The organism is Streptomyces sp. LMG1-1-1.1 (genome assembly GCF_040815545.1).
Lineage (GTDB): Bacteria > Actinomycetota > Actinomycetes > Streptomycetales > Streptomycetaceae > Streptomyces.
This window is the reverse complement of record NZ_JBFPNH010000042.1, coordinates 49,409-68,240: the sequence shown is the minus strand read 5'-3', so window position 1 is coordinate 68,240 and position 18,832 is coordinate 49,409. Positions and strand designations below refer to the sequence as shown.

General features: G+C 68.6%; 12 protein-coding genes and 3 pseudogenes. 6 read left to right on the top strand and 9 right to left on the bottom strand.

The annotated features are described in order from the left end of the window. Nucleotides 1-187, top strand: a pseudogene (locus MRBLMG1_RS23995) (hypothetical protein); the annotation flags it as partial. A gap of 53 nt (nt 188-240) precedes the next feature. On the opposite strand, the gene zapE reads toward MRBLMG1_RS23995, so the two are convergent. Both zapE and MRBLMG1_RS23985 read right to left on the bottom strand, forming a co-directional pair. Beyond that, on the bottom strand, nt 241-1,317 hold the full coding sequence (gene zapE / locus MRBLMG1_RS23990; protein ID WP_367826161.1) for a cell division protein ZapE: 1,077 nt from the start codon (nt 1,315-1,317) through the stop codon (nt 241-243). A 1,035-nt stretch (nt 1,318-2,352) separates the two neighbouring features. Next, entirely contained in the window at nt 2,353-3,099 is a 747-nt protein-coding gene (locus MRBLMG1_RS23985; RefSeq protein ID WP_367826160.1) for a hypothetical protein, read from the bottom strand. A gap of 144 nt (nt 3,100-3,243) precedes the next feature. On the opposite strand from MRBLMG1_RS23985, the gene MRBLMG1_RS23980 reads away from it, so the two are divergent. After that, on the top strand, nt 3,244-3,561 hold the full coding sequence (locus MRBLMG1_RS23980; protein ID WP_367826159.1) for a hypothetical protein: 318 nt from the start codon (nt 3,244-3,246) through the stop codon (nt 3,559-3,561). Between the two features lie 34 nt (nt 3,562-3,595). Here the strand turns inward: MRBLMG1_RS23980 and MRBLMG1_RS23975 are convergent. After that, a pseudogene (locus MRBLMG1_RS23975) lies at nt 3,596-3,802 on the bottom strand (transposase); the annotation flags it as partial. A 604-nt stretch (nt 3,803-4,406) separates the two neighbouring features. Between MRBLMG1_RS23975 and MRBLMG1_RS23965 the strand changes: the two are divergent. The 3 genes from MRBLMG1_RS23965 (at nt 4,407) to MRBLMG1_RS23955 (ending at nt 10,422) form a co-directional block, all read left to right on the top strand. Continuing rightward, complete coding sequence (locus MRBLMG1_RS23965; protein ID WP_367826158.1) at nt 4,407-5,345, top strand: MurR/RpiR family transcriptional regulator; 939 nt, start codon at nt 4,407-4,409, stop codon at nt 5,343-5,345. A 731-nt stretch (nt 5,346-6,076) separates the two neighbouring features. Then, the gene (locus MRBLMG1_RS23960) at nt 6,077-7,735 is read left to right on the top strand and encodes a hypothetical protein (protein WP_367826157.1); all 1,659 of its coding nucleotides are present in this window, start codon (nt 6,077-6,079) and stop codon (nt 7,733-7,735) included. Nucleotides 7,736-8,052: 317 nt separating this feature from the next. Next, nucleotides 8,053-10,422 (top strand): FUSC family protein, encoded by a 2,370-nt coding sequence (locus MRBLMG1_RS23955; protein ID WP_367826156.1) that lies wholly within the window; start codon nt 8,053-8,055, stop codon nt 10,420-10,422. 603 nt (nt 10,423-11,025) lie between these two features. Here the strand turns inward: MRBLMG1_RS23955 and MRBLMG1_RS23950 are convergent. The 6 genes and pseudogenes from MRBLMG1_RS23950 to MRBLMG1_RS23925 form a co-directional block, all read right to left on the bottom strand. Beyond that, on the bottom strand, nt 11,026-11,253 hold the full coding sequence (locus tag MRBLMG1_RS23950; protein WP_367826155.1) for a hypothetical protein: 228 nt from the start codon (nt 11,251-11,253) through the stop codon (nt 11,026-11,028). Nucleotides 11,254-11,256: 3 nt separating this feature from the next. Continuing rightward, complete coding sequence (locus tag MRBLMG1_RS23945; RefSeq protein WP_367826154.1) at nt 11,257-13,956, bottom strand: AAA family ATPase; 2,700 nt, start codon at nt 13,954-13,956, stop codon at nt 11,257-11,259. A 133-nt stretch (nt 13,957-14,089) separates the two neighbouring features. Further along, complete coding sequence (locus MRBLMG1_RS23940) at nt 14,090-14,512, bottom strand: hypothetical protein (RefSeq protein WP_367826153.1); 423 nt, start codon at nt 14,510-14,512, stop codon at nt 14,090-14,092. A gap of 601 nt (nt 14,513-15,113) precedes the next feature. Next, the gene (locus MRBLMG1_RS23935; RefSeq protein WP_367826152.1) at nt 15,114-15,941 is read right to left on the bottom strand and encodes a hypothetical protein; all 828 of its coding nucleotides are present in this window, start codon (nt 15,939-15,941) and stop codon (nt 15,114-15,116) included. Nucleotides 15,942-16,466: 525 nt separating this feature from the next. Further along, a pseudogene (locus MRBLMG1_RS23930) lies at nt 16,467-16,633 on the bottom strand (AAA family ATPase); the annotation flags it as partial. 786 nt (nt 16,634-17,419) lie between these two features. Continuing rightward, nucleotides 17,420-17,854 (bottom strand): hypothetical protein, encoded by a 435-nt coding sequence (locus MRBLMG1_RS23925; RefSeq protein ID WP_367826151.1) that lies wholly within the window; start codon nt 17,852-17,854, stop codon nt 17,420-17,422. Nucleotides 17,855-18,281: 427 nt separating this feature from the next. Between MRBLMG1_RS23925 and MRBLMG1_RS23920 the strand changes: the two genes are divergently transcribed. After that, nucleotides 18,282-18,812, top strand: a complete 531-nt coding sequence (locus MRBLMG1_RS23920) for a hypothetical protein (protein WP_367826150.1) — start codon at nt 18,282-18,284, stop codon at nt 18,810-18,812. Nucleotides 18,813-18,832 lie beyond the last annotated feature (20 nt).

The window sequence follows — 18,832 nt, the reverse complement described above, 5'->3', positions numbered from 1 at the left end:
CCGACCCTTCAGCCATGACACCGATCTCTACAAGGAACGGAACACCGTCGAGCGCGCGATCAACAAGCTGAAGGCCTGGCGAGGCATCGCCACACGCTACGACAAGTCGCCCGACAGCTACCTCGCCGGCCTCCACCTCCGCGCCGCAATGATCTGGATCGACGATCTCCTGAAGACCGCCGAATGATCACGACATCACACAGGCCCTAGAACCCTCTTCACCCACCGCGCCCAGGCGGCTCAGCTGCTCGCCCGCTGCAGCATCGCGAGCCGACTGGCCGTGCGGTCCAGGTCGCGTGTCACGCTCTGGCTGGTGGGAAGGTTGGCAAGCGGGTCGGATCCGATGAGGACGAGTCGAAGGTCGCGGTCGCAAGCGACGTCCACGAGGTTCGCGAACCGCTGGCGTCCGTCCGCGGTGGCTTCCAGGAGCGGGGGGACTCGGTCGAGGACCAGGGTGGTGAACTGTTCGGCGAGGGCGAGGTAGTCGGGCACTCCCGTCGCGGTCTCGCACAGTGCGTCGAAGCCGAACCAGACGAGGTCGCCGCGCACGGCGAGGGCCGGTATCTCGCGTAGGTGGACTGGGACGGTGGTGGCCTCCGCGGCCGCCGGCACGGTGAGGCCGACGGCATCGAGGGCGGCATCTCCCGGGGGCAGGCACAGGCCCGTTGCGAACCGGCGGCCGCCGTTCCCTGTCGAGGGCGCCGCGAGCCGGCGGAAGTCCACCGGGCCCGTGACGTCCAGAACGTCCATCCGCTCCTCGATGAGCTTGATGGTCGGCTCGAACAGGTGATGGTAGAGCGGGTCCGGCATCAGCCCGCCGGGCGGGTAGTTGGACGTGGTGACCAGGGTGATCCGCCGGTCCAGCAACGTACGGAAGAGCCGTGCGATCAACATCGCATCACCCGCGTCGTGTGCGTGGAACTCGTCGAACACCAGGACCCGACTGTCCCCGAGCAGCTCGTCGAGAGCGCTGTCGACGGCGCTGCGGCCGTCATGGCGGGCACCTGGCCTGGTCACGCCGTCGTGCAGCCGGCGAAAGAAGTCGTGGAAGTGCAGGCGGCGTTTGCGCCGATCTGCCAGCCCTTCGTAGAACGTGTCCACCAGCCAGCTCTTCCCCCGACCCACCGGCCCCCAGACGTACAGGTCGCGGGGCGGCTTGGGGAACGTCCAGGCCGGCCTGGCGAGTTCCGCCGCCAGGCGGGCCAACCGCTCGACGGCGGCCTCCTGGGCCGCGGCAAGGGAGAACCCGCTCCGCGCCGCGGTCTCGTGGAAATGGCGGCGCATGGCCTGTTCGTGCTTATCCATCGGGTCGTTCATCCGTTCGTCTGATCGCTTCATCAAGTCGCCGCCCCCCAGGAGGATCAGGCGAGCTCGGGGACCCCGCGGCGACTTCCCTGCAGGACATCGACGGCCCCGAGGCCACCGACCACCCGGATCCTTCCCCTCGTACGGATCCGGGCCCGAGACCTTGCCGCACCCGACCACCGCTATAGCTCCACGCCTGCACCACACGATTGAGCCGTACGAGAGGCTCGCGCCGACGCCCGTCAGGATCGCCGAGGGTTCGGGTGAACAGTGGTGTCATCCAGCCGGTATTCGGCCACCGCGGTCACCAGATCTCGTGCGGCCGGATGTCCTCGCCCCGGCGAGTCAGACGACGTCGGCGACGAAACGGGGCGAAGCGCACGGCGACCGCAGGGTCCGTCACCTAGTTCTGCGTACGCCTTCGAGACGGCGTTCTCGATGGCGGAAGCCGACGTTCCCTCCCCCCCCCCAAGTCGGCGCCCGGGAAAGGATCATGATCGCATCCGCTGCCACCGAGCGAACAGACCTGTCCGCTGACGACGAACGGCTGGACATCGGCGGAGCCTGCTCATCGTGCCGGGCACCGACTCCCACGCCGCAGCGCACGTCCTGCGGGCGAGCGACCGGATCCGGACCGCCTGGGGAGGCCGGCGCCTCACGTGCCTGGTGTTCGCCTGTCACCCCTCGGTCGCACTGTTCGCGACGCGGCGCCGCCGTGCAGTGCATCGGGCTGTGCGACGGTGACGCCGTCCAGCGTCACCAGGTTGTTCGGTGTTCGGTGTTCATGTACGTATCGCTGAGCAGTCGGAGTGTGCGCGAGGGACACGGATCCGCGGACGCGCGCTCCTGGCCCGCGGCAAAGGCCGACCGGCGACGTTGACGTGCGGTTCACCTTCGTGGGTGTCGAGCTCCCGTGAGGCGAGCGGCGCACCAACCGCTCGAAGCAGTGACGTCGCATCGCCCCCGCGCTATGAAACGACGGCGACGATCTTCCAGGCCGACCTCCACGTCGCCGACATCATTCTTGGGCCCTGCCGAGCCCACCGCTCAGGAGCAGGCGCGAACCGCCTCGTCCCAGGCACCGGGACTGCGGTAGTGGTTCTTGTGCCCCGCGGCGAGTACGTGGCGCAGTTCGGCAAGGTGCTGGGTGTTCGCGGGGAGATCCAGCTGGTCGAGGAGGGCCAGCGCGGCAGCCGGCTCCAAGTCGCCGTAGACGTCGTGAAAACTCGCCAGAATGCCCTGGAAGAGGGCTGAGTGCAGGGCGGGAACCCGCACGGCGGTGCGGTACGTCGGCTCCTTCACCGTCCAGCGCACTGGGCCTGAACACTCCAGAACACGACGGGCCCGTCGGAGGAGGTCTTCCGACCGCTCGACCACCACTCGGTCGATGTCATTACCGAGGACCTCGGCGAAGGCCGTCGCGGAAGTGGTGTGGTCCTCGAACCAGTCCACCCACAGCGAGTAGGTGACGGCCTCGACGTCCCGGTCCGCCTCCAGCCGCTCACGGTAGCCGTCCCACAGCACGTCGACCGGCAGAGCACCCTCTGCGCCCTCGTTCGCGAACCGGATCTCGCACGTGACCCAGTAGTCGCCGAGGAGGTCCAACAGCCCGAAGGTCAACCGCAGCTGGTCGGCTGCATCCAGGTCCTCGGCGAACACATCGCCTGCCCAGGAATGCGCCACTTGGTTGGCGGTGAGCAGCAAGCCCGGCTTCTTGTCACTCACCCACCCGTCACGCACCTGGATGACGCCCTGATCAGCCAACCACCGCCGCGCCACGGCTTGCATTTCCATTCGGGAAGTATGACAAGTCTCGCAAGACCCATACGAAACAGCCGGGTCCTGTCGGCAAAGACGTCATCTTATGTGGCGCGTAGACGTAGGACTCAGGCTTGCTGTGGTGCGTATCTGACCTGCAGGTTGCGCCATACTCCACGAGTGACTAAACCGATAGGCCCCGTGGTCCTCTTCGATGACGACTACTACATGTACGTCCTCCAGGACCGAGCGTCTGCCGAGGCATGGTGGGAGATGCCCGACGAGTACGCCTGTGGGTTCGACGCCCTCGCCAGACCGTTGCGCATGACAGGTAAGCCGCATCAGGTCACCCTTGAGCTCAGTGGTGATGAACCGGCCGAGGCCGACCTGCGTCGTCTCGTCACCGACCACTACCACCGGTTCCTGCAAGGGCAGACGCCGCCCCGAGGATCCGCTCTTTCAGAGTTCATCGCGGGACTGCCTGTCGAGGGCGCGTAACGCGAATCGATTCGTCGGATGGCACGCCGGCGGATCAGGAAGTGAGCCTGCGGTAGCAGATGAGGGTGCAGGCGATGGTGGTGAAGGCGAGGATGTGGTCGGCTTTGCGTTCGTAGCGTCGGTGGAGCCGGCGACAGCCGGCGAGCCAGGCCATGGTGCGTTCGATGGTCCAGCGATGGCGGCCCAGCCGCCGTGAGGACTCGACGCCCCTGCGGGCGATGCGGTGGGTGATACCTCGCGCCCCACCACGAGCCCGCACCCTACCGGACATCCAAATGAGATGACCTCGAAGTAGCGCCGTACGCACCTCCGGGCAGGCGGCGCGGAAAGGTGATCGGCAGTCACGACGTCCTGGTCGTGCCCGTCGATTTAAGAAATAGCCTAGGTGTATTGCGGCCTGGTATGTGACGCCGAGCTTGTCCGTCTGCATGGCGTGGCTGCGCCACTGCTTGAGTCGGGCGAGGCACCGCTCGACGGCATTGCGTGCTTTGTATGTCTCGGCGTCGACTGCGGGCGGGCGGCCTCCGGCGCGGCCGCCCGCCCGCAGTCGATGACCCAAGCGTCAGGCGCGATGCGTGGGCACCTCCGGCGACGCGGCCACTGGCAGCGCGAGTCCGGCGCCCACAACGCCCTGCTCCTCACCTCTCCTGTTCCCGCATGCGGGAACCCTGGGGGGTGATGTGCAATCAGGCAGTTCGACGCGGGCATGGTGGAGTCCATGGCGTGGTGCCGGGGGCCGGGGCCGATGATCCGGGCTCGTGGGGGCCGGGGCCGTTGTTTCGGGCTCCTGGGGCCAGGCACGGGTGAACTATCTTGGGTGGTAGCGAGATGGGAAGGGGCACTCCGTGGCATCCGGGCAGCAGGCGCGTGCACAGTCAGCCGCGATCACGCCGGGCAGGCGCTCGTCTGAGGCCGAGATCGAGGCCGAGGTGGCCTCTCCCGCCGAGCGGGTGCGGGCGCTGTTCGGTGGGCATCGGTTGTCTCCCGCGCAGCGGCGTATCGCCCAGTTCCTGACCGATCACCTCACCGAGGCCGCGTTCCTGTCCATCACTGAGCTCGCGGAGCGCGTGGGGGTCAGCCAGCCGTCCGTGACCCGGTTCGCCTCTTCCCTGGGATTCAGCGGCTACCCCGCGCTTCGTGATGCGCTCCAACCCATCGCGCTCAGCGCGGTCGCCGGTGCGCCGGGCGAGGGGGAGGAGCGGCATCGCAACGAGCTTCAGTCGGCGATCGACGCCGAGATCGAGAACCTCATGTCCCTGCGTCGCACCCTCGCCGATCCCGACCGGATCGTCGACATCGGCCGCGAGCTGGCCGGGTCTGTTCCCCTGACGGTCGTCGGCCTCCGCATCTCGGTCTCCCTCGCCGAGTACTTCGCGTACGCCGCACGCCGCATCCACCCTGACGTCCGAGTGGTGACGCGGGGTGGCAGCGTCGCCTACGACGCACTGCTCCAGGCGCGCGAGGCGGGCGGCACGTGGGTGGTGGCCTTCGCGATGCCGCGGCACGCCAAGGAGACCCTCGCCGTCGTGCGTGCCGCCCGCGGTGTCGGGCTGCGCGTCGCGCTGATCACGGACCTAGCGCTCGGGCCGCTGGCCGACGAGGTGGACGAGGTGTTCACCGCGGGCACCGGCTCGCGGCTCGTCTTCGACTCGTACGCGGCGCCGGGGGTGCTGTCCGCGGGCATCCTCCAGGCCATTGCGGACGCGGACCCGGAGCGTACGCAGACTCGGCTCGAGAAGTACGAGCACGCGGCGGAACAGCACGATTTCTTCCTGGACGACTGAGACCACCTGGACGCCGTAGACCGCCTGAGGCTGACGGAAGTGGCTGGGCCGGGCTATGGTCTCCGCACGCTCGCTCCGCATGAAAACTTTCATACCCTTGCCTACTCGGCGGTATATATATTTACTACAGGGGCCCCCAACGGCCCGAGCAGAACATCGATGGCCGCCCCCTCCTCCTCGGACGGCGTCGATGTTCCGACGGTCCGCGCCGCGTTATCGCGGATGCTCTGTGGCGGCTCCGATCAACCCCTGGGTCGGAGCCACCACAGAGCCACACCCGGACAGCCGGTCCAGCTCTAGGCGTGGGCGCTGCGGCGCTGCGTGGCAGCCGGAGTCTTGAAGGCACGCCCTCCTCCGGCGGCGCCTCTCCTTCTGCGCCCTGTGCTTCGCCGTGTCCAGCGGCCTTGGCTCGCTGCTCGACCACGGCCGCGGCGGCCGGTTCGCCTCACCGGCGACGGAGCCGAGGCGGACCTGCTCCTGCGCACGCGGTGAAAACCCCATGGTCGAGTGGGCGACGGAGGTGCGGTGCGAATGGACGTGGGGCGTGGGGCGTGGGTCGTGGGCCGTCGCCGAGTGGGGAAGGCGGTCGCGGTCGGGCAAAGTGGTCGGGATGCCGCCGTCGATGAAGGAGGCCGATGACTGCCGCAGGTATGGACGGGGGGCTCGGAAGCCGGGCTCTGGAGGACGTAAGCCGAGCCCTGGGAGACGTAAGCGGAGCCACGGGAGACGTCGTGGAGTTCACCGCGCACTCGCTGGAGGAGTATCACCTCGTCTGCCAGTCGTTGAGGAACCGAGACGCCGGCAAACAGGTCTTCTTTCGCGGCCAGGTTCACGGCTTCGATCCCCAGTCCTCGGAGGAGCGGGAGCCGGCGGACGACGACGACCGGATTCGTCGGGACCACCTGCGGCAGGCATGGGAAGTGACGGCGGTCGCCGCACTCGGCGGCTACGGTCGCCGATCTCTGAGCGAGGCTGGGGTCATGGGGGTGCTGCAGCACTACGGATTCCGGAGTTGGTTCATCGACGTCACCGATGACGAGATGATCGGACTCTGGTTCGCGCGCCACAGGTACACGCCGTCGACCGGGCTGGCGCCCCGTCCCCCGGCTGAGGCCGACGAAGCGGCCCCTGAACACGAACACGCTCATGTCGACCTCTCCGAGCTGCTGACGTTCGACACGGTGCGCCACGAACCGGTCGCGGTCGACGGCGACGGCAAGGTCGAACCAGGTCTCGTGTTCGCATTCGCCGTCGAGAGCGGCTCGCCACACTTGCTGGACCTCAGATCCAACGTTCCGGAAGCGGCGCTGAGAGTGCACAGGCAGAGAGGGTCGGGCCTGCTTCCTGACAACGGGAGCTACGCGCGCTTCCTCGTGGCGCGCATCGTGGTGGCGTTCCCGGCCCCGGCGGAGCTGTTCAGCGGGCCCACCCTGCTCAGCACCGCCGAACTGTTCCCCGGTCCCGATGAGGACGAGTTCTACAAGCTGCTGCTGCGAACGCCTCGATTCCCCGTCGACGAGTCGCAGTCGGCGCCGCCTGATCGGTCACGGGGAGAGGCCGCGATCTCGGCCACGACCAAGCGGCACTTCGTGGACCCTCTCGACATCCCCCTGTACGAGTCGCCCGGGATGACGCGGCACATCCCACTGCTCTGGGGTCGCGAGGTGGAGAACTACACGACGGTATGCCTGTCGTGTCTCGGTATGACGGAGGCGACCGTCGACTTGCCTTTCACTGCGCCCGGTGGCGCGCGAGGCAGCCGATTCACACCCGAGATGATTCTCGGCAAGAGGCGGACCGAAGCCGCACACGAGCTCGGTGGCGGACACGACGGCAGCGGTCGAGCGAGCGCAGAGGGAACGCGGGGGGTGGAGCAGGGAGGCCCCCCTCTTGCCCCCGAGCCTGAAGAGTCCGTCGGCTCCGACGACGCGCCGCGTCCGACCCTGCCGCCTTTCGCGAAGTGGCCCGCTGAGTCCCGCTTGTTCCTGCGCCTGCCGGTGTTGGGGAATCTGGCCGAGTTCGTACACAGCGAGAACCCGTTCCCGGTCCTGCGAGGCTTCATCGTCCAAGGACATGCCGAACACATCGAGGTCTGGTCGGTCTCGGAACTGGCTGACGGGGCTCATTCCTCGTGGCCACCCATCACGGAGCCAGGGCTGTCTTACCCGTGGCCGCTCGATCCGCGAGCTCTTACGGCCGAACTGGGTGCGGCGGCCGGTGACGAACTGGACGTGGCTGTATTCGGCGCCCGTATGGCCGGCTACTTCAACGCGCTTGAACGTGGCGAGGCTGAGCTGTTTCGGACCGGTCCCCATCAGTTCGGCTTCTACTGGGTGAATCCGGATGGGGTGGTGCCGATCGGTAGCCGTTGGGTGTCGGACAGTACCTGATGCCGTAGGTCGGCGTCGCCACCGCCGTTTGGCAGCCCCGTTCTTCGCCGTGGGCGCCACCGCCGGGTGCCCGCAGGGTGAACAACCGTGCATCCCGAGCCAAAACCAGCGCCCTCGGTACCTCGCCAAGCGCTTCCCGCTGGCCCCCCGTTTCCCGCTTCCCGCGGCATCAGAGCGGGACCCAGGCGACAGCACATTCGGAGCGGACCCAGCCCGGACCCAACCCGATGACTCAACCCGGACCCGGAACGGACTTCACTGCCGGACGGCACGCCCTCCGCCGTGCCGGGTACGGCGGGGCGGGTGATCCTGAGGGTATGGCTGGCGCGTCCTTGCGACGGCCGCCGCCCGCCTACAGGGCGGCGGCGCGGCGGGCTCTGCGCGTCACGATCGCTGCCACGGCCGGGTTCTACGTGCTGCTGTACGGCTTCGACTCGGCCGTCGGTGCGACGTACGCGCTGTTCGGCGCGATCGCCATGGCCGGGCTGTCCCATCTCCCCGGATCCGGACGCCAGCGGGCCCTGTTGGTGGCGGGCGTGGTGCCGGTGTGTTGGGTGCTGATCACGCTCGGCACCTACCTGTCCGTGCGGACATGGAGTGCCGTCGTCGGCATGCTGGTCGTCGGCTTCGCGCTGGCGTTCATGGCTGTCGGAGGACCACGGTTCGCCGGCGCGGCAACGGGGCTGCAGCTGATGTACATCCTGCCGTCGTTCCCGCCCTACGACCCCGGATCGCTGGGCGAACGATTGGCGGGGGCGACCTTCGGGCTAGTCCTGTTGATCATCGCGGAGAAGACAGTGCTGCCCGAGCCGGCAGCCCTGCCCTACCGCGAACGGGTCGCCCGGGCCGCCGAAGGAGCGGCACGCTGCGCGGACGGGTTGCGCTCCGCCCCGTACACGCTGCCTGAGGCCGCGCTGCGCATCACCCGGGACTTGAGTATGGGACTTCGTTCCTCCCACGTCCCGGAGGCGGAACGGCCGGCCGGAGCGGGTGTGCGGCCGAGGGCGCTGGCCCACGCGGGCCTGGCGACGCGTACCCTGCTCGGCCGGCTGACGGCTCTACCGCCACCTCACCCGGGTGCCGCCCAGCCCCGGGAAGTCGGAGCCGGGGACGGGGCGGCAGGGGCGGCGGAGCTCGACGCGCCAGGGGGAGCGGACCTCGACGCGGCAACGGGGGGAGTGCTCCGGGAAGGCCGTGCGGGAGCAGCGGACGCGGCGGAGACCGCGGGCCCGGACCCGCTGCGGGCGGTTGCGGATGTGGCGAGGGAGACCACCGCCCGGCTGCGGGGCCGAGCACCCGATGGTCGGGCGCATGCGCGTCTGCGGCAGGTCCGTCAAGGCCTGACGGCAGCCGAGGACGGCCCCCCTGCTGTACTGCGCCGCAACGCGGCGCTCCTGGAGGTGGCGGACGCTGCGCTCGCGATGTCCACCGCGGCCGACATCGCCGTACGGGGCCGAGCGGCTGACATACCGGCGCCGGGCCCGTTCTGGTACGCGCGGATGCGGGCACCACGGCTGTGGTGGCGGCGCCTGTCGGGCCATGTCGGCGGCCGCTCGGTGTTCTTCCAGAACGCCGTACGGATCAGCCTGGCCCTGGCGGCGGCCCGGCTGATCGCGGGCATCGACACGCTCCCGCACGGCTTCTGGGTGCTGCTGGCCACCCTGACGCTGACGCGCACGACGGTCAGGGAGACCCGCACGACTGAGCGGAGGGCACTGACCGGCACTCTCGTCGGCGCGCTGGTCGCGGCGGCGTCCCTGGCCGTGGTCGGCACCGACATCGAGGTCTACGCGGTGGCACTACCGCCGCTGATGCTGGTCACCTTCACCCTCGGGCCTGTGAAGGGCGTCGGATGGGCGCAGGCGCTGTTCACGGTGGTGGTCTCCCTGGTCTTCGCGCAGCTCGCGCCGGCCACTTGGCAGCTCGCCGAGTTCAGGTTGCTCGACGTGCTCACCGGCAGCGCGATCGGCGCCGTGTTCGGGCTGCTGGCCTGGCCACGGGGCGCCCATGACGAGTTGCGGCGGTCGGTCGCGGTGCTGCTGCGGACCGCCGCGGAAATCGTCGTCGCCACGACGGCGCAGGTCACGCAGGGCGGCCGGCGCGTCCCGTCGGTCACCGCGCCGGGTCACCGTTCGCTGCAGCACGCGCTGGTCATGGCGGAATCGGCGTACGCCCAGTACCAGAGCGAACCAGCCGGCCCCACTCCACCGCCAGCCGGTCAGGACTGGCAGGCCACCCTGATCGCCGCCCACCACACGCTGTGGGGCGCCGACCGACTTCTCGTGCCGCCCGAGCCGGTCGTGGTTCCGCCGCTGGGGAGAGAGGTCGCGGACTCCGTCATCCGTAGAGGCGACCGGGTCGCCGCGGGCATGCTGCTGGCCTCGGCTCGGATCGATCCCACCGGGGACGCTGCGGAAGCGCCGGCGCCGGCGCCGGCGCCACTCCATCCCCCGACGGCCTCCGCCACCAACGCCGACGAACCGCCAGGCGCACCGCGCGTGTACTACGCGACCGTGTCCTGGCTTGCCTCACTGACGACGGATCTTGCACGGCTCGATGGCGATGGCGATGGCGATGGCGATGGCGGTGGCGGTCGCGGTGGCGGTCGCGGGGGCGGTGGGGACGGCGACGGGGACGGCGGGACCGGTGCCAGCGCCGGTGCCGACTCGCCCGGCGGCGAAAGGTAAGGGCCAGGCGGCATCCACGTGACGCCGGAGGCCTGACCGCCGCGTGTGAGGCATGACGGTGCTGGCCGACGGCGAAGCATCAACACCAGGTTCGTTGTCCCGCAGGGCAGGAGCCCTGGCGGCGCCCTGCTGCCCGGCGGGGGCGAGACGACGCCGAACACCGACACGGGTACTTGGTGACTGCTCCCGAGGCGGCGAGACCGAAGCCGTGCTGGATCGGTTCGACGGTCTCGGCCGTACGGACGCCGAAGCTCTAGGCGAGCTTGCGGTACTCCGCGTCGCAGTCCGCCGTCGGTGACGCGTGCGACGCATTTGTGGCCGAGGGCGAACCGAGAGTCGAGGAAGCCGTACCCGGCCAGGATCGCGGCGTCCACGTCGCAGGAGGCGGCGGCGACCGGCGCGACGATCGCCTCCCGGGCGGCCGGGGCGAGGCTTGGGTCCGGGACCTCGCGCCACTCGACCGTACCGGCGGCTGACGCCGATCGGCTCACGCTCGGCCCGCTCCTTCCCCTGCTGCGCCAGAGCGACCAGGTCGGCGTGGCGGACGACGCAGACATCCGGCCCCCCCACAGGGGGTGCAAGCCCTTGGGCACAGGGCGGCCATCACGCGCCGAGCGCGGCCTGGATGGCCTTGGCCTTCGCCTCCGTGAACACCCCGCTGTCGAGGAGCGGGAGAACGGGGAGCACCCCGCTGCTGGAGCCCCAACTCCCCTCGTCGATAACGCGGAAGTTGACCCACCACGTCGGCAACGGCTGTGCGAGGCCGCAGGCGTCGGCCATCGCGGCCAGGAGGCGCTCGATGACCGCGGTCCTTATCTCCTCCCGTCTCACGTCTCAGGTACGCAGGTAGCCCACGTTTCTGAGGAAGGATTCTGTCTCGCGGGTGAGGTAGGGGTCCTGCAGGGTCCGGGCGATGCGCAGCGCGGTCCTCCAGGACACGGAGGCATCCTCGGTGCGGCCGGTGTCGCGCTGCGCGAGACCTAGGACGAGGAGGGCCGCGGTGCGGCTCTGTTGATCGGCCGCTGATTCGGCGAGGGCTTCGGCGTTGAGGGCGGCGGAGAGTGCCTGGACTGGGAGGTTCAGGCTGTAGCGGGCGTTTGCCAGGGTGGTGAGAGCACGGCTGGCGGGCCCGGGGCGGTTTGCGTCGGTGAGAAGAGAGGTGGCGCGCTCGGCGAACTGGATGGCCTTCTCGTGGTTCCCGAGGAGCAGGTGAGCGTGCGCGATCGCGGAGAGGGCCTCGCCCTGGCCTGCTTCATCGCCGATCGCTTCCGCGATCCCGGCCGCAGCGTGCTGACAGCCGATGGCCCGGGTGTACTCCCCGGATTGGAAGCTCTCGCGTGCGAGGTCGGAGTACAGGCGCGCTTGGGCCGCGGGGTCGTTGATGCGTTTGTAGGCCTGCACGGCGATCTCGTACGCGCTCGTCACGTGGGGCAGGACTCGCCCCGTCCAGATCACTTCGGCGAACTGCCCCATGGTGCGCGATGTCGCGCCGCCGGCGAGCCGTTTCGCGGCGTAGCGTGCCAGCAGTTGGCACACCTCCCGCCACTCCTCGGTCTCATCGGACGGTAGATCCTCGGGGATGAGCGACAGTGCGCGCCGTGCCGCCTTCTGGGCGTGAGCGGCGTAGGGGTCGAAGTCGGCGTCCCGGAACGAAGCCTTCGGTAGGCGTTCCAGGGCCTTTCGGGCCCAGTCCGCCGCCTCCGCCGGGGCGCCCGTCAGGGGTGTGGTGGTTGGCTTGGTCGTGCCACGCGCAGGTTGCGGGTCGATCTCTTGAAGGGTTTCGTCCAGGCAGCGGGAGCTCGCCACCCGTGCAACGTCCTCGCGCCGGGTGTGCAGCAACCGACGCTCGTTTTCTCCGAGTAGACGCCCGCTCTCTGCCACTGCCGCGGCGGCGTGTTGCAGGAGGCGCTGGCAGTCGATGGGATTCTCGGCCTGGGAGGCTGCCTCGATGACTACGTGCTGGAAGCGAAGCAACGTTCGGGCCGCTTCCACTGCCTGGTCTGCGTGGCCTGCGGATTCCAGGGCGAGCATCACCTGGTGCAGTGCCCGGGATCTTCCGGGGTGGTCCTTTGCTTCTCTCGCGAAGCGTACGGCGAGTCGGGCGGCGGCCTCCCATTCGGCGGTCTGACCGCGGTGGGCGTGCACCGCGACCAAGGTCTCCTGGATGCGCAGGGCGCCGTCGTCGTCGCCGAAGGTCGCAGCCATCGAGATCGCGGCCTGGAGGTTGGGGTGCTCACGATCGCACCAGGCCAGTGCGTCCTCCGCGGTACGGAAAGGCGTTGAGGGCCTGTCGGTGTGCAGGGTCGACAAAGCGTTGGCCGCCAGGGCTATGTAGTGCTCGATGAGCCGGTTCGAGGCCGCGCCCTGGTCGTCGCCGTGGCGGCCGAGGAGTTCGATCGCGTACGCGCGCATGAGGTCGTGCTGACGCCAGACGCTGGTGCCCGCCCGCTCGACGACATGGGCGCGGGCCAGCTCTCGGATCAGCCCGACGGCCTGGTCGTCGGTCATGTCGACAAGACGTGCGGCGGCGCCAGTGGCGATGTGCGGGCCGGGGTTGAGGGGCAACAGGCGGAAGAGCAGCGCTTGTTCGGATGTCAGGCGGCGGTAGGAGAGTTCGAACGCGGCGCGCACCGCGCGCTCCCCGTCGTCGAGGATGTCGAGCTTGTTGCGCGTACGGGCGAGTTCGTCCGCGAGGGCGCCCGGGGTCTGGTCCGGATCGCGGGCGAGGAGCGCGGTGGCGATGTGCAGGGCCAGCGGCAGGCGGCCGCACATGCGACAGAGGCGCTCCGTGCCCTCGGCGTCCTGTCGGGTGCGTGTCTCGCCGGGAGAGAGGAACTCGAGCTGTTCCTCGACGAGGCTACGGGCGCCGGCAGGGGACAGGGTGCCGAGTTCGAGGGTGCGGGAGCCGCGCGTGGCCAAGGTGTGCCGCGAGGTGATGAGGGTGCGGTGTGTCCTGGAGCGCGGCATGAGGTCGGCGATCTGAGCAGTGCTGGAGGCGTTGTCGAGAACGAGTAGTACCGGGCGTCGCTCGGCGGCTCGCTCGGCGAGCATCCGGTGGTACTGGGCCGCCTGCCCGCCGGGGGAGTCGGCCAGGCGTCCCTGGAAGCCGAGGGCATGGAGCATCGGGGCGAAGACGTGCTCAGGCATGACCTGATCGGCGGGGTCGCTTGCGTAGCCGTTGAGGTCGACGAACACGGCGCCGCCCGCGTACCACCCCCGTGCCACGGCCTCGGCGGCGCAGGAGCGGGCGAGAGCGGTCTTGCCGATCCCGGCGAGTCCCGCGACGGACGAGGCGACGACCATACCGGTGGCGCCGTGCGCCGGATCGAGAACAGCCAAGACCTCGCGCATCTCAGCGCCACGGCCCACGAAGACCTCAGCAGCCGCCTCGTCGGTGGGCAGCACGGGTTCGACGACGGCCAGAGGGCCTGCCGGTCTGACGGGGTGAGTCTCCGAGACGTACAGGTCCCGGGCGGCCTGGTAGACCCGGCCGCCGGATGCGAAGGCCTCCAGCCGAACGGGCTGCGGTGACACGGCATCTGCTCCCGCAGACGGCGCCGTGCTCGGCCCCCGCCCGGAACCAGCGCCCGAGCCGGCGCCCGTGGTGGGAGCCGTCGAGAGCCATGGATCCTCCGCCGCCTCCGGCATACCCATGGACACCGGCCCTTCAGCCCTCGGTGATGGTCATGTCCCGCGCCGCCTGGTAGACCCGGCCACTGCCGGACGCGTGGGCCTCCAGGTGCTGACTGCCGACGACCTGAGCGTCCGGGGACGTACCCCCTGCGGCGATCTCCTCAGTCAGGCGAGCCAGCTGAGCCGTGAGCTCAGCGGTGAGGGCCGGGTCCGCCAGGAGTAGATCACGCAGTCGCAGCTGCCACAGCTGCGTCATCGCCGCTTCGACCTCGGCGTTCCCTCGCTCATCGACGATCGAGCGGAGCTGCATCAGCTCCTGGCCGACCTCCTGGGCCCGTTCGGGATGCACACGACGCCACAACGAGACGACCCCATCCCGCGTCTGCTGCCAGGCGTCGGTGGCCATGGCCCCCACAAGTGCGGTGCCGGCCAGTCCTGCCACCGTGATCGGATCCATTGCGTCCCCCTCGCCATCCGAACGACCGTCCTGACAATCAGGATAGGGCGCGAACCGATCGTTCGAAGGCTGTTCCCTTCTGACGACGCCGTCCGGGGCGAGCTGCGCGGCGCCCGCCACGACGTTGCCGAGGGGGACGGGGTGGCGGGCGCGGCGATGTAGTGAGGGATCGTGTCGAACCTCGGTCGACGCGGCGCTACCAGTCGCTGCGGCGCGGGCCGCGCACGGACGCACGTGGGCAGGACATACGGTGAGAGAGGACGTGACGGAGACGCTGCCCGCTGATGTGGCCTTCGTACTGAAGGCAGTTCTTGGCGCGGAGGATCCGGTCCACCTCGCCCTTCGCCAGCAGATGCGGCACATCAAAGTGCACAGCCGCTGCCCGTGTGACTGTGGAACCGCGTACTTCGATCTCGACACCCACGCGGTGGAACAAGCGCAACGTTGCTCACGACCAGGCCAGAGGTTCTTTCCCCGCCCCAGTTGAGGACTCAGCTCGCATGCCCTGGATTCCGCAGAAACCAGATGCGTTGAGATCCCGAGGGCACAGTCGCCAGAAGCACTACTTGCGCAGGGCCAAGCCGGCCCGCTTCACCCTGTGTCAGGTTGCCGGATCCCAGACACCGTCAAACAAGGCGAGTTCTAGCAGATCCGGGCTTGCCTCAGGCCACCCGATCCCGGAGGAGGCAAGCTGCCCGGAGGCGGCGTTCATCCACTTCAGGTACACCCCGTAGCGATGCGGCGTCCAGCCGCCGTCCGACCAAATCCAGGTGGCCACATCTGACGCCGATGCCAGTCCGCTCTCAAGCCCGACCCGCGCGGCGTGTGTGCGGAAGACGCACGCGACCCTTTGGTCCAGAACGAGCGCACGAGGGGTAGGCGGAACGTCCATCGCCTGGTCGAGGAAGTAGAGGAGCTTGGTGAAGAATGCCGGTCCCAGCCCTCTCACTGATCCGTACAGCACGCGATACGCCGCAACTGCGCCCTCCTTCCGGAGGACCGAGCCGCACTCGGCCAGCGCATCAGCAACACCCGGCTCGGCCAGGATCCCCATGAGGCGGTGCGGGCCGTAGCCAGTTCTGCCTTGCCCCCACACATACGAGGCGACGAGAGCTTCGGACCACCGACAGCCCTCCACTGCCTCTCGTGCAACCGCCGCCACCTGATCACGGGTGACCCTCGCGACCTCTGCATGCGACCGCTCAAACAGCTGGCCCGGCCACGGCTCGACGCCCGACCAGTGCGCAGGTACGTACTCCACGGCATGGGCGCCTGCGCCGATTGCGTAGCGGGCCCCCGATCCAGCCAGCCAATCGCCCAAGGCGTGCACTGCGGTCGCCGGCAGCAGCCGCTTCATCAGTTCGGCGTCCAACGCGTCCGCGAGTGCCTGCCGTCTCACCCTTGCCCCCGAAGAACTCTTTCCCATCATGCACGGCCCGGTAGCAGGTCGGCTTCGTTCCCTTCAAGCATCAACGTTTGTCTGCCCGTTTGAGGAGCGCTTGGCGATTTTGGGGCTCATGGATGTTGACGAGGAATGACGTCACTGCCGGAGCACGTGGTGGTCGACGGAGTTGATCGGCCGTGATCGGGACCGCTCGATCCGCTGCCATATCCTTCTGCTGCCGTGGTGATCCGGCCACAGTATGAGGCAGGAGGAGGGTGAGGGTGTCACGAAACCCGAGTCGCGATTTCCTTGATGGCCCGGCTTGGATGTGTTTGAGCATCCTGGCCTTTGGGTGGACGGCGGCCAGCAGCGGCACGGAGCCCTGGGTGAGGGCCGCCGCGGCGCTGATGCTGGCGGCCTGGGTGGTGTTGCTGGTGAGGCACCTTATGCGACGTGCCCGAGACCGTAGGCCTTCTGAGTCGGATGAAGCGGCATCCTGAAGGACGCCGAGACCGGGGTTGACCGGCCGCCTGTGAGCGCGGCCGGCCGGCTGGGCGAGATCGGCGGAGATCAGCTGGCCTTGGCGGGTTCCTCGGCTCGGGCCCGGATGCCGGCGAGGCGGTAGGAGTCCGTGCCGGTTTCGATGATGTGCCGCTGAACGTGAGCCGGTCGACGATCGCCGCGCAGCGGCGGGGGACTGTGACGATCTTGGTCCAGCCGCCGAAGGACTCCGTGGAGGGAGTCTCACGCCCGACGGACACTCGCTGACCGATCGGCCGGATCTGAGAGCGCCGCCGCGGCGCCCCGTTTGTCATGTGGTCGAGTGTCAGGGCCTCTGCGGTGAGTCGCCGAGGGATCGCTCGACCTGCCAGCGGGCGCGCACTACTCCATCGCTGTCAGGCATGACAGTAGAGAGAAGGGGAACGCGTTCATCGACGTACATGGGCAGAAGCGCTGCAGCGTCGGCACCGGAGATTCGGGCAAGTAGCTCTGGAAACTCCCCCTCGTCAGCGACGGCGTTGTGGACCTGGCCGTCCTTGTCCTGGCCAGACACCCTCGATGAGGCCCTCGCCAGGCAGGGCATCGAGAACGGCAGGGATGTCAGAGGACAGATCCGGCCACACGGCCAGCCGAGCGCGGGGAACAAGAGCGGCGCGAACCGCGTCGATGGTGTCGCCGGTGAGCCGATGCCATCGCGAGGCGTTCTGGACATAGATCTCTTCCAGAAGTATCGAGCGGCCGTCGGTCACGACTCTGCAAAGGCTGGCCCAGAAGTCGTCATCACCCCGGCCGTAGGACGCCGTCCTCGTCGGGCTCGAATTTGTACGGGGACGCCTCCAGGCGTTCCGGGTACAGGCCGAGCTCGCGGGTGCGGGCCAGTGCTACGCCGCAGGGCCGGCTGCTTCCTATGTAGTACTGGTCCCACCCGACGTGTACTGCGAACGCCCCCTCCGCCTCCAGTCGGCACCAGACGCCACTGCCCCGCAGCATGAGCCGCACGAGTTCCCTCCATCCGCAGAGAATCAGTTCGTGGAGTCCCACTCGTCTGGGGTCATTGGCCTGGTGTCGGGGTAACTCCGTTGGATCTCACTCAGCACCCACGCGTCGGCCGTGCGGACATCCCAGCTGGAACTGTCGAACTCCCTCAGAATCAGTACGAGTTCGTTGCCCATATAGCCCTCGACCTCGCTGTCAACCGCCTGCATGTAGGGCGCGTCCATGGCCAGCAACTCAAGGGTGGGGATTCCGGCGCCTGCTGAAGCCTCCATCATCCGAGCGAACGCCGGGCGCGGCTGCTCGTCGAACATCCGAGCCTTCCATGTCAGCCCGAGTCCGTAACTCCCCAGTCGGACCACAAGCTCAGCCAGGGTGACGTAGCGGCGATCAGCCAGGCGGTACGAAAGCAGGGCATCGTCCCGCCAGGCCGCAAAGGTGACCATCTGCATGGTGGACGGCATTTGAGTCATTGCCCCAGCAACCTGCTTCCATCTCGGATAGTCACTACTTACAGCTCTTCCATTGTCCGAGCTCGCACCAGCCAGAGAAAACGGATTAGGTCTCGACCTAAGAGCTGTCCCGTAAACGATCTCTGCTCAGGGGTGTCTGGGATAGTCAGGGTGATCGGCATACGGTAGGGCGAGGTCGAGCAGGTCGTCGCATGGCCAGGGTTCGCCGTCGTACTGGCAGTCATCGCGGTTGTCCCACGGTAGTTCCGGGTCGCCTATGGCCGGACTGAACGGCCTCTGGGCCCTCATCCGCGACCGACGCCACTGGACGGCTCAGCCACCACAACCGGCCTGACCTGCACCGCACCGCACCGCACCGCGTCGGCCGATGTGTGTAGGTTGACCACCGGTTGGCTGCAGGTCGTGGGAGGGAGCTGCTGTGACAGAGATCGAGATCCCGGGGCCTGAGCCTGACTGGCAGCCTGCGACGCAACCGCCCTACTACACGGGCAAGAACCCCGCCCACCAGTACAGCGTCTGGGAGCACGTCGCCCCGCTCTTCCAGATGATCGGAGTGTTGGCGCTGCCGGTGCAGCCGATAGCTCAGCGGCTACGTCTGCATGTGGAGCGGTCCTGGGACGGGCTGGACGATCTGGACGCCGTTCTGTTCAGGCTGAAAGGTTTCAGCTTCGCGATCAGCAAGCACGACGGCAATCCGCTCGGGGTTTCGTATGTCTGGCTCACCCAGCCGCACGAGCAAGCCGAACAGGCCCTGGACACCCTTCTGGAGGTGGTGGGGATCGGGGAGGACGCTGTCGTGTTGCGCGGAGATGCTCATGAGGAACCAGCTGAGGGGACCGTCACAGCGCGGGATGCGGCCCCTCCTGGTCAGGTCTCGGGAGCTGCCTTGCCGACCTCTCTGTGGGCAAGGTTCCGGCGTGCCATCGGTATGACATCAGCGGCCCAGTAAGCCACTCTCAACGCGTAACA